This is a genomic window from Roseovarius mucosus DSM 17069, from assembly GCF_000768555.3.
Classification (GTDB): domain Bacteria; phylum Pseudomonadota; class Alphaproteobacteria; order Rhodobacterales; family Rhodobacteraceae; genus Roseovarius; species Roseovarius mucosus.
Window position 1 is genome coordinate 279,470 of record NZ_KN293977.1, and the last position, 20,643, is coordinate 300,112.

Here is a 20,643-nt window from a genome sequence, read left to right on the forward strand (position 1 = left end):
CTGGTTGCCCGGCAATGCTAAAACCCAGCGCAGGCACCACAGGAGAACAAAATGGTTTCTGTCAAGGGCTGCGAGTTCCCAACGGACCGTCATTACGACGTCGGTAACCATGTCTGGTATCTGCCGATGGCGGAGGGCCGGTTCCGGATCGGGCTGACGCAGGTCGCGGTAGCACTGGCATCCCGCCAGATCTTTGCTGTCACCCCCAAGCGTGTGGGGCGCCTGTTCGAGGCAGGACGTTCGGCGGCAACGATAGAAAGTAGCAAATGGGTGGGACCCATGAGGCTTGCTTTCGATGGAACCGTCGAGGCGGTGAACGATACGCTTGCCGAGCGCCCTGCAGTCCTCGCCGATGATCCTTACGGTACGGGATGGGTGATGGTCGCGAACAGTACGACGGAAGAGCCGCTTGCCGGGCTGGCAAGCGGTGACGGGATCGCACAGGCCTATGGCGCCTGGATGGACGCCAATGATTTTCCGGGCTGTCAGTAGGTCAGCACACGGGCGTCCGTTTCCATGATCTCGGCCATGAAACTGGCTGTGCCAACAAGTCCCGAGCATTCGGGGATCATGTCGGTCTCGGTCATGTCATGCAACTCGAGATTGGCCGAACAGCACAGGAACCGCGCCCCAGCCTCATGTGCGTTGCGGATGAAGTCTAGTACAGTCTTGGGGCTGTCAGGCTTTATCCGCAAGGATTCCGCTACGCCTTTTTTCATCAGGGCACCTGCGGCGGCAGTGCAGATTACGTCGACATCGTAATCCATCGCGGCGGCGACGGCGGCATGATAGAGCGGCGCGCCCAGTTCGGGACCGTGGCGCGGATCAGTGTTGACCAGGAGCACGATCAGTCGTCGGCGGTCACTCATGATCTGGCATCCTCAGAAATCGCCTCAGCGATGATGGCGGCAAAGGCCGGAACGGGAAGGGACAGGGTGCCCGCTGGGTTGGCGGCAAAGAATGCATCGGTGGCGTTGGCAGCCTCGGCGGCAGGCAGTCCGCGCAGATGCGCTTCGAGATCAAGAATGATACGCGGCGGCGCGACGAAGAAATCCCCCGTGACGAGTGCTTCGCGGATGCGGCGTCCACCGGGAGGACCTTCAAGTCGTAGATCGGCGCGCAGCGTGCCACCGGGATGGGTGGCCTCCGCTGTGGCGACGTCTTCACCTGCGGGCTCTGGCTCGCCAAAGACGAAGGCGTCCGTGCCGATCTCGGCAGTTAGCTTCGCTTCGGTCAGGGTGCGTTCTTCGGTGTTTGGCGTGTCGGGCGTGGTGATGATCCCGAGATGGCGTTCAAGCCCTGTTCGCACGGCCTCCTGCACGGCGTCCACAGAAGGGGCCTCTCCCAAGAGGGCTTTGAGCGTCACCAGTCGGTCACCCACATCCGCCGCGCCGTGACGCGCCAGCTTGGCGGCCGGCACGTTCAGCAGATCTCGCACGCGGGATGCATCCATGTCGATCAGAACCGTCCCCTGATAGACCATCGTGTCGCCCTGCCAGAACCCGCCTGTGCCCGAAAGCTTGCGCCCGTCCACCTCGATGTCATTGCGGGGCCGAAATTGCGCGTCGATTCCGAAAGCGTCCGACAGGCCACCCGCCACCGCGTCGCAGATGATACGTGCAATGCCGCCCAGATCGGTCTCGGGCAGGGTGCCGCGGCGAAACACCAGCTCCCACCCGACTTGACCCGGATCGAGATAGATCGCACCGCCGCCAGAGACCCGGCGAACAAGACCCACCCCCTCGGCACGACACCGGTCCACCTGAACCTCGCGCTGCATCGACTGGTGTAATCCGATCAGCACAGTAGGTGGAAAGCGCAGGAACCGCAGCGTATCGGGCACGCGCCCCGCCTCATGCAGTTCGGTGAGCGCGGCGTCATAGGCGATCTGGTGGCGGCCATCGGCCACCCCGCTGTCTATCAGGCGAAAGGGTGTCATGGCTCTTCCCACGGGAAAGCGAGGCCGGGATCGTGGCCCTCGAGTTGGGCGCGGATGCGCGCGGTATCATGCGGAGCGGGGGGAAACGGATAAGAAGCGATGTCGCGCGGCGGGCTGTCCCCGTAGGGCCGGTCGCAGGCCGAGATGTCGGCGCGTTCCTTGCCCGGACAGCCCGAAGTGCGAAAGGCCGTGCCTTCGGCGATGATCGCGTCAATCTCTGCGTGGCGCAGGCCGAAATCGGCAACGCGCCCTTCGGTGTCAAAGCGCATGTGTCGCAGGCGCAGGCCTCGAAATTCGATTAGGTAGCGCGCCAGTTGCACGCGCCGCCATTGCGGGCGCGGGGTGGCGGGCAAATGATCCATGAGCGAGCCGCGTTCCGGGTAGAAGCAGAACATGTGACTGGAGCCGCCCATCTCGACCAGGCGCTCGACCAGCCCAAGAGCTTCGAACTCAGTTTCGCCCATGCCAATGATGATATGCGCGCCGAACCGCCCGCGGCCGAAAATCTCGGCGGCATCCATCAGCCGTGCCCAGTAACCGGCCCAGCTGTGGGGCGAGGCCACGCCGCGCCCGCGCGTGGCGTCGAAGATCGCAGGTGTTGCAGCGTCGAGAGCGACAGTAAAGGTCTCGGCTCCGAGGGCGTCCAGCGTCACGACATCATCCCGGGTCATCGTGGTCGGGTTTGACAGGATCGAAACCGGCACATGCGATTGCGGGATGCGGTCGGTCCAGGCCTTGAGCACGGCAAAGGTGTCGGCCTCGGAGCGCGGATGGGTGATCATCGAAATGCACATCCGGTGAAACGGCGTGTCGGGGTCGCCCGACACCCGCTCGATCAGGTCGGCCACTGGCAGCGAGGGCCAGTCCACCCGAATGAAATTGCGGTCGGCATAGTCCGATGCCGCCTCGCGGTGCCGCGCAAGGCCGCAATAGGCGCAATTGGCGCGGCAGCCTTCGGGATAGGTCAGCAGCAGGTTCAGGCATCGCGTGCAGGAACAGCCGAAGAGCGATCCGGGGGCCAGCCCCAGGGTGATCGCCGCCGCGGTCGAGACCTGAACGTAGTCGGGCGACCGCATCAGCGGCGCGACCGGGCTCGAGCGGGGCAGATGCAGCGCGCCGGGCCTTTGTGCCGCATCGCGCACCGGCGCGCCCATGCGCCGGTCGCCCGGCACTTTGGGGGCAGCGCGAGGGCGCATCGCCTCGGGGCGGTTCCAATCGCCCGCGCCGGGGCGGGCCGCAGGCTCGGTGCCGCAGACCATCAGGCGGCGGCCCGACGCAGGGCACCAAGCGCGCAGCAGGTCGGATCGGGATGTATCGGACGACCGATCGCGCGGGCGAGCGTGATCGCCCCGTCCGAGGGAAAGGCGATGGCGTCAAGACCGGCCATCACCGCATAGGCATCCATCCTGCGCCGTGCGGCTCCATGCGGGCGGGCGCAGCCCAAAGTGACCGGCAGGTCGAGGGCCGCCTGCCGCGCCTCGAACAGGAACCGCCCAACCGCATCCGTATCGGGAGTGACAAAGCGACGGTCCTGCCCTGGCTGCGGCATCACCACCACCAGCACCAGCGCCGAGATGGGGTACCTGAGGCAAATCTCCAATGCCTGGTATTCGCCGAGGATCGCACCGAAATGCAGGCCGATGACGATGTGCGGGGCGACTCGCAACCCGGCCGCGCAAAGCGCCGCGAGTGAGGCCTCGAAATCCGCCACGGGCCGGTCGAGATTGTAGACCTCGCGAACAGTTTTCTCGGCCCCGATGATGTCGATCATCGCCAGATCGACTCCGGCTCCGGCCATTGCCTCGGCCCGTGGTGCGTCGATCAGACCGGTGTGTACGGCGATTTCAATGTCTGTCAGGTCGCGCTTGAGCCGCTCGACGGCGGGCCAGTAGCGCGCATAGGGTATCTCGTTGCGCCGGTTCGAGCCGCCCGAGAGTAGAAATCCACGCAGGTGTCGCGTGTCGGCGATGCGCCGAACCTCGCGCTCCAGCATCTCGGGTGAAGTAGCTGGGATCATCGGACGGAGCACCTCAGCGCGGCAATGCGCGCAATCAAGCGCACAGGCCGGGCCGGTGATCGAAAACGTGGGAAAGGCCGCGCGCCCGCAGCCGGGCAGATCGTCGCTGTCATAGCTCAGAAACGACGGTGCCGCACCGGCGAGTGTGCGCGGAGAGAAGGCATACTGCATGTCCGAGAGGAGTCCAGGGTCGAAGACTAGCCCGTCAAATGCCTCGATTCGGGCGATATGATCTTGCCATTCCATGATCAGGAAATAGCAGCGCCCCACGGGCAACTCAACTTTTCTGGACAGCGCCGCCGAACCGGTTAAGATAACAAAGTCGACGAGCCGATGCGCCGTGTGCGCTCCGCCCCATCATCAGGATGGCTTCCGTGCCTCAAAGGTTATCGGAAGAACGGGCAGGGGACTTAAGTCCCGGACTCCTTGTCGCCCAGATCAACCTCAAAAGAATGATCTTCACGCAAGGGAGGAAGACATGCGTGCCATGAAACGGATCGGTGCAGTGTGCGCCGCAATGATGCTGGCTGCGACAGCCAGCGCCCAGACTTTGTATTTTTCTGCCATTCCAGACGAGGACGAGACCGCGCTGATGACGCGGTTTTCCAAGGTGGCGGATTATCTGGAGCAGGAGTTGGGGGTCGAGGTGGAATTCGTGCCGGTCAAGAGCTATCCGGCTGCGGTGACCGCGTTCCGTAACGATCAGGTGCAGCTTGCGTGGTTCGGCGGGTTGTCGGGCGTGCAGGCACGGCAATTGGTGCCGGGGGCGCGGGCGATCGCGCAGGGGTCCGAGGACCCGACCTTCATCACCTATTTCATCGCCCACAAGGACACCGGATTGGTACCGGATGAGGCGTTTCCGATGGCCGCCGAGGGGATGAGCTTTACCTTCGGGGCCAAAACTTCGACGTCAGGCCGATTGATGCCAGAGTTCAACATCCGGGAGAACACCGGCAAGGCGCCAGAGGATTTCTTTGGTCGTGTCGGGTATTCGGGCGATCACAGCCAGACCCTGCGGTTGGTAGCCTCTGGGGCTTGGCAATTGGGTGCGCTCAATTACGCTGTCTACGACAAGGCGCTGGCCGAGGGTGCCCCCGAGACCGAGAGCGCCAGGGTGATTTGGCAAACGCCGCCCTATCCCGATTACAACTGGACGATCCGGGGCGATGTCGATGCACGCTTTGGCGAAGGGTTCGCGGACCGGGTGCAGGCGGCACTGGTGGGTATGACCGATCCCGACCTGCTGGCGAGTTTCCCGCGCGAGGCTTTCATTCCGGCGCAGAACTCCGACTTCGAGCCGATCGCCGAGACCGCGCGCGCACTGGGCCTGCTGGAGTGAACCGGGTGCTGTTGGACCGGCAATCGCTGGGCTATGGGGCCGCGCCGGTCCTTACGGGGGTGAGCTTTGCGCTCGCCCCCGGTGAGCGTGTGGCGCTCTTGGGTTGTAGCGGTGCGGGAAAAACAACGCTTTTGGGCGCGCTCTACGATGCTCTTCTGGCCGAGGGCAACCGGGTGGCACTTGTGCCGCAAGAGCAGGGATTGGTGCCGCAACTGAGTGTGTTGCGCAACGCTCTGATGGGGCGGCTCGACGATCATGGGGCGCTTTACAACCTGACCAACCTTGTGCGCCCGCGCGCGAAGGATCGCGCCGGGGTGGGCGAGGTTCTGAGCACCTTGGGGCTATCTCCGCAAATGGATCGCACGGTCGAGGGGCTGTCGGGCGGTCAGAAACAACGCGTCGCGCTTGCGCGGGCGCTTTGGCGGGGCGGCGATGTCCTGCTGGGGGACGAGCCGGTCTCGGCGCTGGACGAGACCCAAGGTTCCGAGATTCTGAACCATATCGCCGCACGGTTCGACCGTGTGGTGCTGGCACTGCACGATGTCGATCAGGCGCTTGGGTTTGCGACGCGCGTGGTCGGCCTCAAGGATGGGCGCGTGGTCATGGACGCCGCCCCCGCCGAGATTGCGCGCGCGCGGATCGAGGCCCTTTATGCCTGAGCGCCTGAGCCGCCTGCAGGTCACGGCAGGACTGTTTGTTCTGGCGCTGTTGGTGCTCCCCTTCGCCGATCTCACGCTGGCGGGGCACGATCCGCGCGGCGTGCTCTGGCGCATGGTGCAAGGGTTTCTTGCCCCTGATTTCACAGCGGTAGAGCATATCGGCCGTGCCCTAGTGCTGACAGTGATGTTCGCGGTGGCCGGGGTTGCGGCGGGCGGTGTCGCGGGGCTGATCATGGCGCCTTTCTACGATCATCCTTGGCTGCGCGCCTTTTGCATCGCGTTGCGATCGGTGCACGAACTTTTCTGGGCGCTATTGCTGTTGCAGGTGTTGGGCGTCAGTGCGCTGACCGGCGTTCTGGCCATCGCGCTGCCCTATGCCGGTATCTTCGCCAAGGTGTTCGCCGAGCATCTCGAGGAGGCTGATCAGCGCCCCTCCCGCGCCTTGCCAAGGGGGACGGACGGGCTGTCGCGGTTCCTTTATGCCCGTGCGCCGCTGGCGCTGGCGCCGATGCGAATCTATGCGCTCTACCGGCTCGAATGTGGGTTGCGGTCCTCGGCCGTGCTGGGGTTCATCGGCTTGCCGACCCTGGGCTTCCAACTCGACAGTTTTTTTCGTCAGGGCGAGTATGACGCGGCCTCGGCGATCATGATCCTCTATGTGGCGCTGATTGCGTCCATTCGGCTCTGGATGCGCTGGCGGCTGGTGCCGGTCTGGATCTTGGCTGCGGTGGTGGTGCTGACGACGTTGCAAAGCCCACCGATGGGGCAGGGCGCGCTTTGGCGTTTTCTGAGTGAAGACATCGTGCCCGCACCGTTGCGCGATGGCTGGGACGGCGCAGCACTGGCCGAGTGGCTGGGGCACATCCTCTCAGCCGAGGCGCTGCCGGGCCTCATCGCCACCTTGATTTGCGCGCAGATTGCACTGGTGCTGACCGGCGCCGTCGCGTTCTTCAGCTTCGGCTTGATCGTGCCACGGGTGAGCGGGCGCTTCGGTGCGGTTGCGGGCCATTTTATGCTGGTGGTCTTGCGATCTTTTCCCGAATACATGCTGGCTTATCTCTTCGTGCAGGTCTTCGGCCCTTCTATGCTGCCCGCAATCCTTGCCTTGTCGTTGCACAACGGCGCGATCATCGGTCATCTGCTGGGGCGGCAGGCCGAGGCGCTTTGCCCCGAGTTGCGTGCGGATGCGCCGCGTGGTGTCACGCTCTGGGCATGGGAACTGATGCCGCGGCTATACGGTTCGTTTCTGGCACTTTGCCTTTATCGCTGGGAGATCATCTTGAGGGAAACGGCGGTCATGGGTCTGCTCGGAGTGATGACGCTGGGGTTTTACATCGACAGTGCCATGGCCGAGTTGCGGCTCGACCGGGCGATCATCCTCCTTATCATTGCCGGAGGGCTGACGGCAGCGATCGATTCGATGTCGCGTGCAATTCGGCGACGTCTCGGGACGGGTGCGCTGCGGCGGATGCCGCAAGAGACCTTGCTTGGAGAGCGCGCATGACCTTTGGTCCGAAACGAACAACGGCGGATTTTCTGGTTTTGCATCCGTAGTGCCTTTGATTTCAAAGGGTAAATCAGATCACACGATGCGGATGCTTGCACGCAGCCGATGGCGCCCTTGCGGGGACCGGGATCGCCACAAGGCGGTTTAAAGGTGCCGTAGAGACGTTTGCCCCTGAAGGGCGACCGGGATACCAATTTCATCGAGCGCGATGGCGATGGTACGACGGTCAATCGCTGGCTTTCAACCGGCTTTCATGCCGCTGTGCGACCTAGACTGAAACCGGCTGGCTGACTTGGAAATCAGGGCGCGGTCTGGGCCTTATTCTGGTCGATAACCAAGCGCGTACTTGACACGTCCCCATCATTCAAGTCACCGAACGTGGAGAGACAACGGCCATGTCAAAACCTCCTGAATTAGAGACAGCGCGACAGTCGCTTTCAGGATGGAGAGCCTGTGTGACGTTTCAGGCCCGGAGCAGCTGGAGGATGCGGGAGTTGAGGCAGTAGAACACCGTCAAGTGTCGTTACCCCGCAAACAGGCCGCTTGGATGAGCCTGGGAATGGCCGTTTCTTTTGGTTGTGCGAATCGGTGCGAAAGACTACTCTAGATTGATAATTTTTCGGCAACTTCCGGTTTTTTTGGGGGGTAACTGCGCTTTCACAATGAAGACTTTCCCGTAAATACGTGAATTTTGCAGTCCCCTGCCATTTGCAGGCATGGGGTTAATGTTACGAAGAATAATACATAGTCAGACGGCCACAGGAGCTGTTCGCATGATTGCGGTGCTTGCCGCGATGGTGCTGACAACGATCTGGTCAGATCGGGCGATGGCGCAGGCCTTTTGCGGGCCGTCGATCACCGCTTGCGATCTCCAACAGGATCAGCTGTGCCTCGAACGGGTGCTGGCCTGTGGAGAATACGACACGATCATCGCGACTCTTTTCGCAGAGGATGTAGCGCCGAGTCTGGACCAGAAATTTGCTCTCGGCGCGGCGTATTTTGGCAACCATGTTCGCGCAAGGGCGACGGGCGTGCAGTGCCGGGCCGTGGTGAAAGGGCGTGAATGGCTGCGTGATTACCTAGGCACGGTGGACACCGAGTTCAGGCAAAGCGCCAGTTTTGGCACCTTGGCGCAGATGCGCCAGATTTACCACGCGACGCAAATGCTGGGCGAGCTCGACCAGGTGGGCGGCTGCCCGGAAAGTGCGCTGACCCGGGCAAGGGTGCAGGCCATCGCAGCGGCGGAGGCGACGCAGTTTGCAAGGGCGATCTTTCTGACGCCACCTGATGCCGTGGCCGATGTCATGGGTACCCTCAACATCGCGCTGCGGACCTTCGTGTCCCAAGCCTCGGATCTGGAGACAGGGATCGCATTGCGCCGGATCGAAATCGAAGCGGCAGGCCGAGTGCTGGGCAATGTGCGCGGCCTTTTCGATGAGGTGTTCGGCGGGGTGTCTGGCGAGGGCGCGGCGTTGCGTGTCGATAGCGCGGTTCTGGATCAGCTCATGGCCGATGGACGCGCAAGGCTGCGCCGGGTGGAGAACCGTGAGGATGCTTTTCGGGTGGCGCTAGGGGGATTCGGGCCTGCGGATTATGCGGAGGTCAGGACCGAGACGGTACGCACGGCGCAGGGATTCCTGAAAGAATCTGCGTTTCACATCAACATGATCGGGGTGCTGATGCCGACCGATCCGGCGCGGCCGTTTCCACAGCTTGAGGGAATATTAGGTGCGGACAGCCCCGCCAATGCAGCGCGCGATGCGCTGTCGTTGATCCGGGCGGATTGGCGGGCGTTGGGGGATGCGAATGGCAATTGCATGCTGCCAAACGCCACGGAACGGGTGTGGTACTGCAGATGAGACAGCTTTTGTGGATCACGCTCTTAGGAAGCCTTTCGGCGCCGGTGGAGGCGCAGAACGCGGTGCTAGACCGTGCCTATGGCATCAACAAGCTCGACGGGTTCTGGCGGGCGACGTTGGGACGCGAAGCGCCTGACACGGCCGCGTTCGCGATGTTTGAAACTGCGGCAGCTGTGCCCGAGCCGGTGCGCGAGCCGGCAGTTGATTTCGGCGTGCCGATCATTGGCGAGGTGGTTGGAGAGACCGCTCCCGGCACGGGTGGCCAAGGGGCCAGGCTGGCCTTTCCGGTGATCCCCTTAAGAGAGGAAGAGGCGGGGCCGCTGATGCGGCGGCTGGCCTGGGCAGAACTCTATCTGACGCGTGTGGGTTATTACGCGGAGGACCAAGAGGACCCATCGGAGATGGTGGCGGCGCTAGCAGCAAGGCAGAAGGCGGCGGCGCTCGAGGCTTATCTCATCACTGCGCGTCTCTACTTTGCAGCGCCGGATCTGACTGAGAAATGCACAAGACTTACCCGGATGGCGGCGCTCGAGGACAGCGCGCTGGACACGAGCGTGGAGGTCACACCGGCAGAGGGCTGGGCGGTGCTGGAGCCGTTGAGAGCGGCGGCGGCGGAGCGGCTGGGGGGATCGGCGCTTTCCGATCTGGTCTGCGCGTTCGAGCCGGTGCGGGGACGGGCCGAAACCGTTCGGCTGATCGAGGTGCGGGTAAGGGAACGGATCGCACTGGAGGCGCGGGCAAAAGTGGAGGACAGCCTGACGCTGCTCAACGCTGCAGCAGAAGAATTTCAGAGCCTCGTCAACGCGATGGACGTAGAGATCCTGACGGCGGAGATCCTCGAATTGGAGCGTGTTTTCGGCAATGCGGCGGCGAATATCCGTTTGGTGCAGAACGACCAGTTGAAGGCTGAAGAGACCATTTCAGAGCTTGAGGCAGTGGACCTTTCGGCTTTGAACCAGCCGGGCGAGATGTCGGAATACCAGGCGGCTCAGGGTCAGATGGCGGCGATGGTCGCGCTCATGGACGGAGTGCTGACGGAGCTGGCAGCGCTGGCCGAACTACGACCGGATGACGGATTGGCGGATTGCAGGGGACTCGGGTCAGTCTATGACGCGTTGGATATGAACCGCGATTCCTTCGTATTGACGACCGAAATCGAAGGACCTTATGTCGCCTGCCTCGCCCGCGCCCGGGCGTTGGTGGAAGCGGGCACCTCGCCAAGCCTTGAGACAGAATTGATGGCCGAACTTGCCCGGCATGTCGGCCAGATCAGCGCCAATTTGCTGGAGGAATTGCAATGATCCGGCGCTTCTTCCTGATCCTTGTCCTGGCTCTCGCCGCCGCCCTGCCGGGGCGGGGGGCAGAGGCGCAGCAATGCCTCGACGTGTCGGCGGAAGAGGCGCAGTTGCACGCGGCCGAACTGGTCACTTTGCTCCAGATCGCCACGTTCCGGGGTGACCTGAAATATATGTCAGACGTGGCGCCGGAGTTGGAATCCTATCTTGATAGCTGCGGGTCCGATCCAGGCGGGCGGCTGGCGCAGGTCTGTGGGTTTGACTGCCATCTGCAACTGGCGCGCTACCGTCTTTTTCTGGCCTCTGACCTGCCATTCCTTTCCACCGCAGGTGTTCTGAGCCGCGATAGCACGCTGCTGTCGCCACAGAACGCCCAACAACATGCGGAAGACGGGATTGCGGTGGTCGAACGGGGGCTGAAACTTCTTGCCCGGCAACAAGGGAGTGGAGAGGAGGAAGACGCGTTTCGCACCTATACGCGGCAGCTCGTGGGGTTGAGCAGCGTCAAGATCAGGCTGCGCATGACCGTGGGCGATACATGGTACCAGACGATGAGCGAAGCGCGCGTCAAATCGTTGGGTTTTGCCGTCAGTGAGGCGTTAGAGGTAATCCCGGGCGCGGCGCTGGAGGATCAGCCAAACCTGCACAAGGCGCATACGCAATATGAGTTTGCGCTCTGGACCCTGATCGAGACCAAGACCGACATCCCTGCGGAACAGTCCTATGATGATCTGCGCGCCGATCTCGCGATCCTTGAAGGCGAATTGCAGGCAAGGATGGAGAGCCTGCGGCGGGGGATGATATTTCTCAATATCGACCCGGTGGCGTTTACCACGATCCCCTTCGAGGAACTGCAACAGGCGCTCGACCGGACAAAACGCGATCTGGAGGCGGTCGAGGCGCGGATGGAGGCCATTGTGCGCGAATGGTCGGCTGCTTCCGAAGGGCAGGCGACGCGCGCCATCGATGAACGCCGTGTGGTACGGGGGCAAAAGGTCAATCTTCTTGCGCACCAGATCGGCAAACTGGAAACCGAGGCGCAGATTCTGACCGGCGAAGTGCAGCAAGAGGTTAGCGCGCTGGACGCGGAGCTGGACACGTTCAGCCGACGGCAACAGATCAGAAATCTGGAGATCGCGCTGTCCACCAAAATTGCGGAATTTGAGAACCGCCGCCAGCAATTGCAGGAGCGTCAGGCGCTCGATCTTATCGCGATTACAAAGGAAGCAGAGATCGAGCGACGAGCGGAACTGCGTTGGATGCTGAGTTTCGAGATGACGCGAATGAACCTCGATCTACAGGTGTCGTCGCTGGAAAGTCAGATCGGGGAGTATGATAGGCAGCTGGCGCGCAACCGGACGCAGTTGGAAACGTTGGCGCGGCAGCGGGCGATTTTGGAAACGCGGATTGTCGATGCGCAGAATTCCATCGAGGGCGCGCAGCAACGGATCGAACGGATCGACTTGACACAGGTGGAGGTGCACGCGCTGCGCCGTAGTGTGATCCGGGAGGACATTTGCGGCGTTGAAAACCAGCTCGCCTTCATTGGTGAAACGCTGGACTCGCCCTTTACCCCCGCTCTGCCAGGCGAGGAACCCTGCGACGTGGTCAGCCCGTCTTTCACTCGTGTGGAATACCAAGAAACGATGTGCGGCACTGACAGCGAGCCGGGACTGCGAGCCAAGCTTAACGACGCTAGAATTCTTGGCCGAGCCTTTGTGCTGAAATGTGTGATCGGTGACCCGGTGGAACTGGCCGAGCTTGAGCCGATGGCTGAGGCTTCGACCCTGATCGACAGCGGGATGAGCCTTGAGGACGAGCTGGACGCCGTGTCTTGCAATGGCTTTTCGCAAACCGAGGTGGATTTCGCCAAGGGCATCTATGACGCCGAAAAGGCGCTGTTGGAGAAACAGCGGTTTGGGCTGGAGCAACAGCGCGACAAGGTAAACGAACAGCTTGATTTCGTATCGGGCTGGGCGAGTGATTTCCAGAACACGATCCTGGGCTTGCAGACTGGTTTGGCCGTCGTGCAAGGTGCCTATGCGGCACTCGCCGGGGTGCCGGAAACCACAGTTGCCGCTGCCGGCATGGCGAGCGGCGTCTACACCACGATCAAGGTGGACAAGCCCGCCTATGCGGTGATGGAAGCCGCGCGCGTGGCGCTCAATACAGCCCTAGCCTTCGGCAAGATCAACATTCAGACCGAGAGTCAAGTTCGCAGCCTCGCCACGCAGCTGACCAATATCCGTGAGGCAAATGAGCGGATCGATTTCGAGAAGGCCGTGAAGGCACTGGCGCTTCATCGGGCACATTTCCAGTTGGCCGGGAAGCGGGCCGAGGGGCTGCAAGCCATCAAGGAACTGGAGCTTCAGGGCTCGATGGCTGCGGTGGATTGCGACAATGCCCAGCTTGGCATTGATGAACAGGTCGCAAGGCTCAAGGCGCAGCACACCCGGATGTTGGCGACGATGGAGTTGCAGGCGGAGGAAAATGCGCTTCTGGATTTCGATCGCTTGCAGCAGGAGGGGCTCATCGAGCGGTATTTCAACGAAATCGACATTCTGCGACTGGAGTTGGAAAAGCTGGCGCTGAACGAGGCGCAACTGACTGAGGATAACGCGCAGCTGGGCGCGCTTGTGGGTGCCGCTCAGGGACGGATCAATCGGATCGAGGTGACCCGTGCGACCGTCGAGGGGTTGGCCGAGGAAAGCCAGCAGGTGACCACAGTGATTGCCGAACTGCGCCAGAGACAAGCTGATCAACAGTTGGCGATTTCCAATTCCGAACTGGCCTTTGTAGAGGCTCGCATTCGTGGCGAAGAGGGCAATACCGAGCAATTGGTGAACGCACTTGAGGGTTCAATCGGGCTTGTGGGCCAGCGGGCAGAGCTCAAGGCGCAGATCGAGCAGGTGCAGGCGGATATGCTGGGGCAGGTGGCCGAGCAGCGCGAGCAGATGGTCAACCTTGCCAGTGAGATCGACGATCCGGACGAGCGCAGACAGCTCTTCATCGCGAGCCAAGAGACCCTGAGCGAACTCTTGCGTGGGATTCCCGATTACATCTCGGCCAAGCGAACCAGCCTGACTACGGCGAACCGGCTGCTACACCTGATGCGTCAACGGTATTCATTGGTGTTGGGCATCACCGGTCGACGCGAGGATTACCCGCTGACCTACGTCAAGGATGCGGCGCAATTGACGGCGCTGGTTTCAGAGATCGAGGGGCAGAGGTTCTTTGACGAAACCGAGATCCCGATCGAGGTGGCGCGTGTGGTGGTGCCGTCGCAATCGGGATTCGTCAAGAAACTAGCGCTCGACGAGGAAGTGACCTTTGAAATCTCGCCCTTTGCAGGCAGCGACGACGCCATGCGCGAAGCCGGGTTCTTTGTTATCTGGGACGACAAGTTTCGCGAACGCAAGACGATGACGCTGATCGATGTGCTGATCGGGGCGCAATACACATGCACCGGTGCGCAGTGGAATACCTATACGCTGAGACATCTGGGGTCCGGCACGGTGTTCCGGGCCGCTGGCCGAAGGATCGCCCGTGACGGTGCCGGAACGGATCATCGGGCCAAGCAGGGGGGGGCAGCACACCTTTTACAACATGGCCGCAAACGAGGCCGATCTGAACAGGGTGCTGAGCTACTGGCAGTTCAACCGCTTTGCCGCGCGGAAATTCCCGCGCATGCCCGGGCCGCCGAACGATCAGGACGCGATTTTGCCTTTCCTCGGCGCGCCGGTTTACGGGACCTACAAGCTGGCCGTGAACCCATCCGATTGCCCGTTTGAAGGCGCGGTTTTCACGCTTCTCTTTCTGTTTGCGAGCACGCCATGAGCCGGATTGCCCCTCTGACGGCCCTGGCCGTTTTGATCGCTGCACCAGTTGCCGAGGCAAGGGATACCGCGCGCAATTCGATCGACGACTATGTGATCGAACGTGCCGTGATTGAGGCACCGAATTGTGAGGGTCCTGCGTTTGACGATGTGCGGATCGAGGCGTTTGAAAAAGGCGTCTGTCACTTCCATCAGCCCGCCCGGTCGGCAGCACAGCTGGACCGCGTCCTGAAGCTTCTCAACCGGGCGCAGGTGCAGGGATTGCCGGTGGTGCATCAGCAATTGGCGGGGTTCCTGACCGGGCTGGCGCATTGCGCGAATGCAGAACGCCACCTCGAGACTTTTCGTGGATCAGGCAATGCCGACCTGACCGCGCGGGACAATTTCTGCGCTGCGAGGATGCAGAGTCAGGCCGAGTTGAACGCGATGCGCTGGGACTTTGCGCTCTTTGACTATGCCGAGGACCTAAGTGTGCCAAATACGCTGGACACGCGGCTGGGCGAAATGGCTTCGTGCTATTCCGGCGTCCTTGCGCCTGGGTTCGACGCGGAATGCGGGCTGATCACCAACATCACGGAAACCGAGCTGAACGTTTTTGTCGATGAAGCCACTGACGCCGTTGTCCAGACCTATTTCGCCGGCGTCGAAAGCCCCATCACGGCCATGTTCCAACGCAAGCGCGAGCGTGCCGAAGGCGTTCTCGAAATGGCGGGGGCGTCAATCGAGGGGCTCAAGGACGGCGCATCTGCGGTGAATGCGGAATACACGGCCTACCTCAGCGCCTACGAGACAGAGCGTGACGCCAAGATGACGCCAATCTACGAGAATTACCGCGAAAGCATCCTGCGGGCGACGGCCATCCTTGATGAGTTCAACCGCTGGAAAGAAGGACTCTTCATGACCAGCGACAACGTCAACTTGTTACCCAAGATCGTGGAACGAGGCGTGGAACTGACCGAAGAACTGGCCCGTGTCGAGACCGATGATTATGCGGCCCGGGCGGGAAAACTGGTGAACGATGTGCGCGCGGTCGTGCAGTCCGAGGAAGAGCATCGGGCGCTGATAGGCCAGCTTTGCCGCGTGTATTTCTGCGAACTTGCCAGCCGCCGCCGGATGATTGCGACCCAGCATGTCTGCCGCCAGCCTGCGCTGACCAATAATCCCCTCTGCCTGAATGCGCAGGGCCAGATGAAGAGCGGCGATTTACAAGTGAACTTTGACGGCGAGCAGAGGATCGGAGTTGCCGATTTCTGCCGCGCTGCAGGGATTGACGATGTGTTCCTGACAGTGGGCCTGTCGCCGTCGACGGCCCTGACCTGCATGGGCCAGATGCCATGAGACGGGGGATGCTCATCATGCTGCTCGGCCTTGTGGCAGGTGCCGCGCGGGCAGAGGAGCCGGCGCTAGCGCGATATGTGACCGACGACAATGTGGATGTTTACGTGGCGCTTTTTGACGGGCAGGCGGTGGAACTTGCCGGTTGCGCAAACGAGGGCGCAGCGAGAGCGCTGATCGAGATGCCGAATGACCGGCCCATTTCGGACCGAACGCAGGTCGATCTGACGGACAGCGCGGCACTTGGTGCTCATCCCTCTATTCCCTGCAACCCGCCGCCTTTGGCCGAGGCCGCCTGGCCCGAGACCGTACCGATTTGGGCCGATCTGGCGGCGAACGGGCGTTATCTGCTGGCCGCGCCGAACGGGGCGGGGTTCTACGCGTTGGATGCGAAATGCGAGGCGATCAAGACCGCTTTGAGCATTCGCGAACGCACACAAGGCCCTGGGTTTCAAGGCTTCGGCCAGCCTGATCCACTTGAGCTTCGTTTGACGATCAATTGCGGTCCGGGTGCGGATGCTGAGGGCCCGCTGGTCACCGATCCCGAGAGCGGTGAAGATGGCTGGACCTTGCATAGTGCAGAGCTTTTCATGAGCGAGGCGGGGCTGCCCGATACGCTCTTGGTTGCCAGCGCTCCGATGGGCGAGGGACGGGGATACTTGCCGATCCGGAGACTCGATGGGGTCGAGATTGCGCCCGTCTTCCTCGAAGGTGGCGCGAGGTTGGAGGCCGCAAAAGCCGCATTGCGGGAGCTCTTTTCGGTGCCCGAAGATGCCGAGGTGTCGCCGTTGGGTTTCGAGGCGCTGGAGGCGGTGCAATCGGCGCTCTTTGCCGACATTTGCACGATGGATTGTGATGGATATGACCACGCGCATGGCTTCTTTGCCGTTCCGGGGATTGACGTCGCGCTCAGCTTTGAGGGCGTGGAACAGACGCCTGCCGCGCTAGACATTCTGGGACGAGACCTGTCTGGCCTGCGTTTTGGTGACGGGCGGGCGCTGTGGCTGCAGGGCTGTGCAGCGGTGGCGAGTGCTCTGGGTATCGTTCCGGGCGAGGGCGATTGGAAATTCATGGTCCGAGCGGCACACTCGGGGTCCAGTCAGGCCGAGGCGATGCGTTGTAGCGCGGCACGCGCGGCGACCTGCATTAGGGTGATCGGGCCAGACTTGCCGCTTGTGCCGGAAGTATTCGAGGCCAGCGGATCCTGTGTTGGCAAGACGCGGCTCGTCGTGCGTCTGCCCGAGGCGGTAACAGCGACAGCACCATTACTGATCGACGCTGAACAGGGATTTGCCGAGGTCGAGATCGCCCCGATGCCGGGGCTTGAGCGGGCTATCTTGACGGTTCCCGCGGACGCTTCCAGGGCGGCGTCGCCCTGCCTTTTGTCCTCGCCTCGGGTGATGATCCATGGCCGAGGCGATCTCAGGTTGATGCTGCGCGACGTCACGCTCCGACGGCGCGTGGCAGAGGTGCCACAAGAGGCGATCGGGCTACATGTCGATACCGGCACACTGGTCACCGATGGGGTGATCATGGTGGCCGATGGCGATGCCGGGCTGCCGCCGGAACGCGGAATTTCACTCTGTTCCGGCGAATATTTCGCGCGCGCAACGCGGGTTCACGCGGGCACCATCGCGGTGCAGGGGTCCAACAGTCGGCTGGCGATCAGTGGGGCACCGGGCGCGCCAACAACGCTGGGATCGGCAAGGTATGCGATTTCGGTCTCTGCCAAGACGGAAATGATTTTGAGCAATGTAACACTGACCGGCCGGGTGGGCGCGTCGCTTTTCAATGCGAGCCTCGATGCCATGAACGTGAGGCTGGTCAGTACTGATGCGCAAAGCGGGTCATCCACAGCGCTGCAGTTCCGCGGCATCTCGGAGGCGCAGCTGATGCAATCGACGGCGCAGGGATTTGCCTGTGTCGGCACATTTTGGACCGCGGGCAGCGCAGCCGTATTCACTCTGCCTGGTAACGATCTGGTCGCGGATAATACCCGACCCTCCTGCGGAGCGGGAGTCGTTCAGATCATTGAATAGAATGAAGGGATTAGGACCATGACGCTACGCTTTATCGCCCCTGTACTCATCGTGTTGGCGCTGGCCCTTCCCGCAAAGGCGCAAGAAGTCAGCGTGGTGTTGGTCACGGATATTCTGAGCGATCGACTGCATTACCCAGTGGTGATTTCTGAAGGGCGGGGATACCGGGTGCGCTGCGAGAGCCAGTCCGATGAAGAGACGATAATTGCCGCGTTGGGGTTCCTGATCCCTTCCAGCCAGATCGTCGATCCGACCGAGCAAAGCATCGTCGATGCGGCCCCGGCGGAGAATCCGCTGCTTTGCCCAAGCTCGGAGAATTACCCAATCACGGTCTTTGCCGCGAACACGTCGCAGGGGCTGATCCATTACCTGCAATTCAAGGCTGATATCGGCAGTGAGGCGGCGCATGACCGGATCTATATCCCCGGCTGTGCGGCGTTGGTGGAGGCACTGAACCTTGATCTCGCCAATGCCACGTCGGGCGACCCGACATTGTTTTTTGCGGGCCGGATTCATGAGATTGCATGCCGGCCGGGGTCTGCCCCGATTGAGACGGCACCCCAGACCTTTGCCGCCTGGTGCACCAAGGGAGACCTGACGCCGGAAGAGGAGGCGACAATGCGCGCGATCCTCAATGGCACACCGGGTGGACCTGGCGCGTTGGGCAATGCGGTGGCCTGCAGGCAAGCGCAGGACTTCCTGACCGCGGTGACAAGCCGGAACCTCGACAATAGCGGCGCTCAGTCGCTGGCACCGCTAGCGACACTGTCGCATCTGAACTCGCTGTCGCTCGCGGGCAACCAGATTTCGGATGTTTCGCCACTGGCGGGGCTGACGGCATTGCAGTTCCTGGATCTCAGCAACAACCGGATCGAAAACGTGGCCGCGCTGGCCACTTTGGTGAACCTCACCTCGCTCAATTTGGGCGGCAATGCTATCGGGGACCTGCGGCCGATTTCGTCGCTGCCGCTGCTGCAACAACTGTCACTACCGGGTAATGTACCCGACACCATTGCGCCGCTGCAATTTCTGACTCAGCTGACCGAGTTGGATTTGGCGCGGAACGAGCTGACCTCGGACGATATAGGTGTGCTGATTGGGCTGTCGCAGCTAACGCTGCTTGACCTTTCCAACAACGAGATCGACGACTTCAGCGCGTTGGCCAATTTCGGAAGCGAGGTGGAATTCAAGCTCTCGGGCAATCCGGCTTCCACGGGCGGACCCACAGATTTCATCACCTTCTGCGTGCAGCTGCGCGATGAGCCCACCCAGACCGGCGCCACAATCCGCGCGATGATCGAAGTCACCGGACAAAGCACCTGTTCGGGCGCGGCAACCGCGCTTAATTCCTCGAACGCGCTGACCATCACTGGCAAGACCCTGTCGGAGCTTGGACCACTCGCGACGCTCAGCCATCTGACATCGCTGAACCTTGCCGACAACACGATCACCGATGTCTCGGCGCTCGCCGCGCTGACGCAAATCATCACGCTTGATTTATCGAACAACGCGATCACCGATGTGCGGCCCTTGGCTGCGCTGGAACGGTTGACCACTCTGAGCATGGCGGGAAATCCGGTGACCTTCGGCGACTACCTTTCGGCCTGTATCCTGCGCAATGAGCCGGAAACGCTGAGTGAGGCGCATCGCGCCGAGATCGGCGCGCTTTTGACAGTATCGCAGGCGCAAACATGCAAGTCGTCGGAAAGTCGGCTGAAGACTATGTCGACGATCAACCTGCGCGACCGCGGACTGAGCACGCTGGATTACATACGCGTGGCTGAAAGCGCGACGAACGTTCTGTTGGATAACAACCCCGTTGGCGAAGTGAGTAGCCTGCGGTTTCTGCAACGACTGCAATTTCTCGATGCCTCAAACACCGGGCTGGATGATGACGACAGCCTGTTGAATTTGCGCGCGCTGCGCAATCTCGACATATCTTCGAACCCGATTCAGGAGCTTTGGGCCCTGCGCAACATGTCGGAGTTGCAATCGGTCAATTTTCGCGACACCCAGATTCGCGACATCCGCGTTCTCGACGAATTGCCAAACTTGCAAAACGCGACGATGTGGAACGCGCCGGTCGTGATGAATTCGATGCTCACCTACTGCCTCGTGCACCGGTTTCAGATCGGGATGCTAGGCGACGCAAGGCGTACGGTGGATGCGATCATGGCGGTGGCCGAGGGCGCAGGCCAGAGCAGCCAGAATTGCCGGGGTGTCAACGATTGGGCGCGTAGCGTCACATCCTTGAACCTCAATGCCAAGCAGATCACCAACGTCACTCCCATCGCCGGGATGCCGGAACTGACAAGCCTGCTTCTCTACAACAACAACATCAGGGATGTGCAGCCGATGCGGAACCTGCGCAAGCTCAAGACGCTGAACCTGGGCAAGAACCAGCTCAGCAGCATTCCGATCGTCTTTTCGCAGGACCTCGAGAACCTCTATGTGACGGAAAACCAGATCGTGAACCCAAGCGCGGTCACCCGGTACTCCAAACTCAAGAGTCTCAATCTTCGCAAGAATCGCCTGACCGTGACCAGCGGGATTTCCGGACTGCCGCAACTGACGTTCCTCGACCTGCGGGACAACAGGATCGCGCAGGTCAATCAGGTCACCCCGGTGTTGGGCAAGAACCCCTACATCAAGGGCAACCCGGTCTGTGGGATGCAAAACACCATTCTGTTATTGGTGCAGCCCTGCCAGCGAGAGCCGCAATTCATCGTCAATTCGAATTTGTTCGATCCCAACTTGGTGATCCGACGCGAATTATTACAGCCGGTGCCGATCATCATCACGCCGTCAAACCCCTGAT

14 protein-coding genes are annotated in these 20,643 nt (G+C 61.7%); 10 read left to right on the forward strand and 4 right to left on the reverse strand.

The genetic code is table 11. The features are described from left to right. Nucleotides 1–51 precede the first annotated feature (51 nt). A complete protein-coding gene (locus ROSMUC_RS06875) occupies nt 52–492 on the forward strand; it encodes a biotin/lipoyl attachment domain-containing protein (RefSeq protein ID WP_037270947.1) in 441 nt (146 codons plus the stop codon). On the opposite strand, the gene ROSMUC_RS06880 is transcribed toward ROSMUC_RS06875, so the two are convergent. The 4 genes from ROSMUC_RS06880 to ROSMUC_RS06895 are packed head-to-tail and all read right to left on the reverse strand — an operon-like array spanning nt 486 to nt 4,202. Then, nucleotides 486–869: a DsrE family protein gene (locus tag ROSMUC_RS06880; RefSeq protein ID WP_037270949.1), complete on the reverse strand. Its 384-nt coding sequence runs from the start codon at nt 867–869 to the stop codon at nt 486–488. The genes ROSMUC_RS06875 and ROSMUC_RS06880 overlap by 7 nt on opposite strands. Beyond that, on the reverse strand, nt 866–1,939 hold the full coding sequence (locus ROSMUC_RS06885; protein WP_037270950.1) for a lipoate--protein ligase family protein: 1,074 nt from the start codon (nt 1,937–1,939) through the stop codon (nt 866–868). Before ROSMUC_RS06885 ends, ROSMUC_RS06880 begins: the two co-directional genes overlap by 4 nt. Beyond that, complete coding sequence (locus ROSMUC_RS06890) at nt 1,936–3,198, reverse strand: radical SAM protein (protein ID WP_102105885.1); 1,263 nt, start codon at nt 3,196–3,198, stop codon at nt 1,936–1,938. Before ROSMUC_RS06890 ends, ROSMUC_RS06885 begins: the two co-directional genes overlap by 4 nt. Further along, nucleotides 3,198–4,202 carry a radical SAM protein gene (locus tag ROSMUC_RS06895; RefSeq protein WP_037271072.1) on the reverse strand — a complete coding sequence of 335 codons (1,005 nt, stop codon included), beginning with the start codon at nt 4,200–4,202 and terminating at the stop codon, nt 3,198–3,200. The genes ROSMUC_RS06890 and ROSMUC_RS06895 overlap by 1 nt, the downstream gene beginning before the upstream one ends. Nucleotides 4,203–4,443: 241 nt before the next feature. Here ROSMUC_RS06895 and ROSMUC_RS06900 point away from each other — a divergent pair, with 241 nt between their 5' ends. The 9 genes from ROSMUC_RS06900 to ROSMUC_RS06940 all read left to right on the forward strand — a co-directional run bounded on the left by ROSMUC_RS06900 (nt 4,444) and on the right by ROSMUC_RS06940 (nt 20,642). Next, nucleotides 4,444–5,295 carry a putative selenate ABC transporter substrate-binding protein gene (locus ROSMUC_RS06900; RefSeq protein WP_037270951.1) on the forward strand — a complete coding sequence of 284 codons (852 nt, stop codon included), beginning with the start codon at nt 4,444–4,446 and terminating at the stop codon, nt 5,293–5,295. Then, nucleotides 5,292–5,954: an ATP-binding cassette domain-containing protein gene (locus ROSMUC_RS06905; protein ID WP_037270952.1), complete on the forward strand. Its 663-nt coding sequence runs from the start codon at nt 5,292–5,294 to the stop codon at nt 5,952–5,954. The genes ROSMUC_RS06900 and ROSMUC_RS06905 overlap by 4 nt, the downstream gene beginning before the upstream one ends. Next, nucleotides 5,947–7,458 (forward strand): PhnE/PtxC family ABC transporter permease, encoded by a 1,512-nt coding sequence (locus ROSMUC_RS06910; protein ID WP_037270954.1) that lies wholly within the window; start codon nt 5,947–5,949, stop codon nt 7,456–7,458. Before ROSMUC_RS06905 ends, ROSMUC_RS06910 begins: the two co-directional genes overlap by 8 nt. Nucleotides 7,459–8,234: 776 nt before the next feature. Further along, entirely contained in the window at nt 8,235–9,320 is a 1,086-nt protein-coding gene (locus tag ROSMUC_RS06915) for a hypothetical protein (protein WP_245875135.1), read from the forward strand. After that, nucleotides 9,317–10,621 carry a hypothetical protein gene (locus ROSMUC_RS06920; RefSeq protein WP_037270956.1) on the forward strand — a complete coding sequence of 435 codons (1,305 nt, stop codon included), beginning with the start codon at nt 9,317–9,319 and terminating at the stop codon, nt 10,619–10,621. Before ROSMUC_RS06915 ends, ROSMUC_RS06920 begins: the two co-directional genes overlap by 4 nt. Beyond that, nucleotides 10,618–14,406, forward strand: a complete 3,789-nt coding sequence (locus ROSMUC_RS06925; protein WP_206018432.1) for a coiled-coil domain-containing protein — start codon at nt 10,618–10,620, stop codon at nt 14,404–14,406. The genes ROSMUC_RS06920 and ROSMUC_RS06925 overlap by 4 nt, the downstream gene beginning before the upstream one ends. Nucleotides 14,407–14,448: 42 nt before the next feature. Beyond that, nucleotides 14,449–15,789 carry a hypothetical protein gene (locus ROSMUC_RS06930; RefSeq protein WP_037270957.1) on the forward strand — a complete coding sequence of 447 codons (1,341 nt, stop codon included), beginning with the start codon at nt 14,449–14,451 and terminating at the stop codon, nt 15,787–15,789. Continuing rightward, complete coding sequence (locus ROSMUC_RS06935; protein WP_146005676.1) at nt 15,786–17,825, forward strand: hypothetical protein; 2,040 nt, start codon at nt 15,786–15,788, stop codon at nt 17,823–17,825. Before ROSMUC_RS06930 ends, ROSMUC_RS06935 begins: the two co-directional genes overlap by 4 nt. Before the next feature lie 18 nt (nt 17,826–17,843). After that, on the forward strand, nt 17,844–20,642 hold the full coding sequence (locus ROSMUC_RS06940; RefSeq protein ID WP_037270962.1) for a leucine-rich repeat domain-containing protein: 2,799 nt from the start codon (nt 17,844–17,846) through the stop codon (nt 20,640–20,642). Nucleotide 20,643 lies beyond the last annotated feature (1 nt).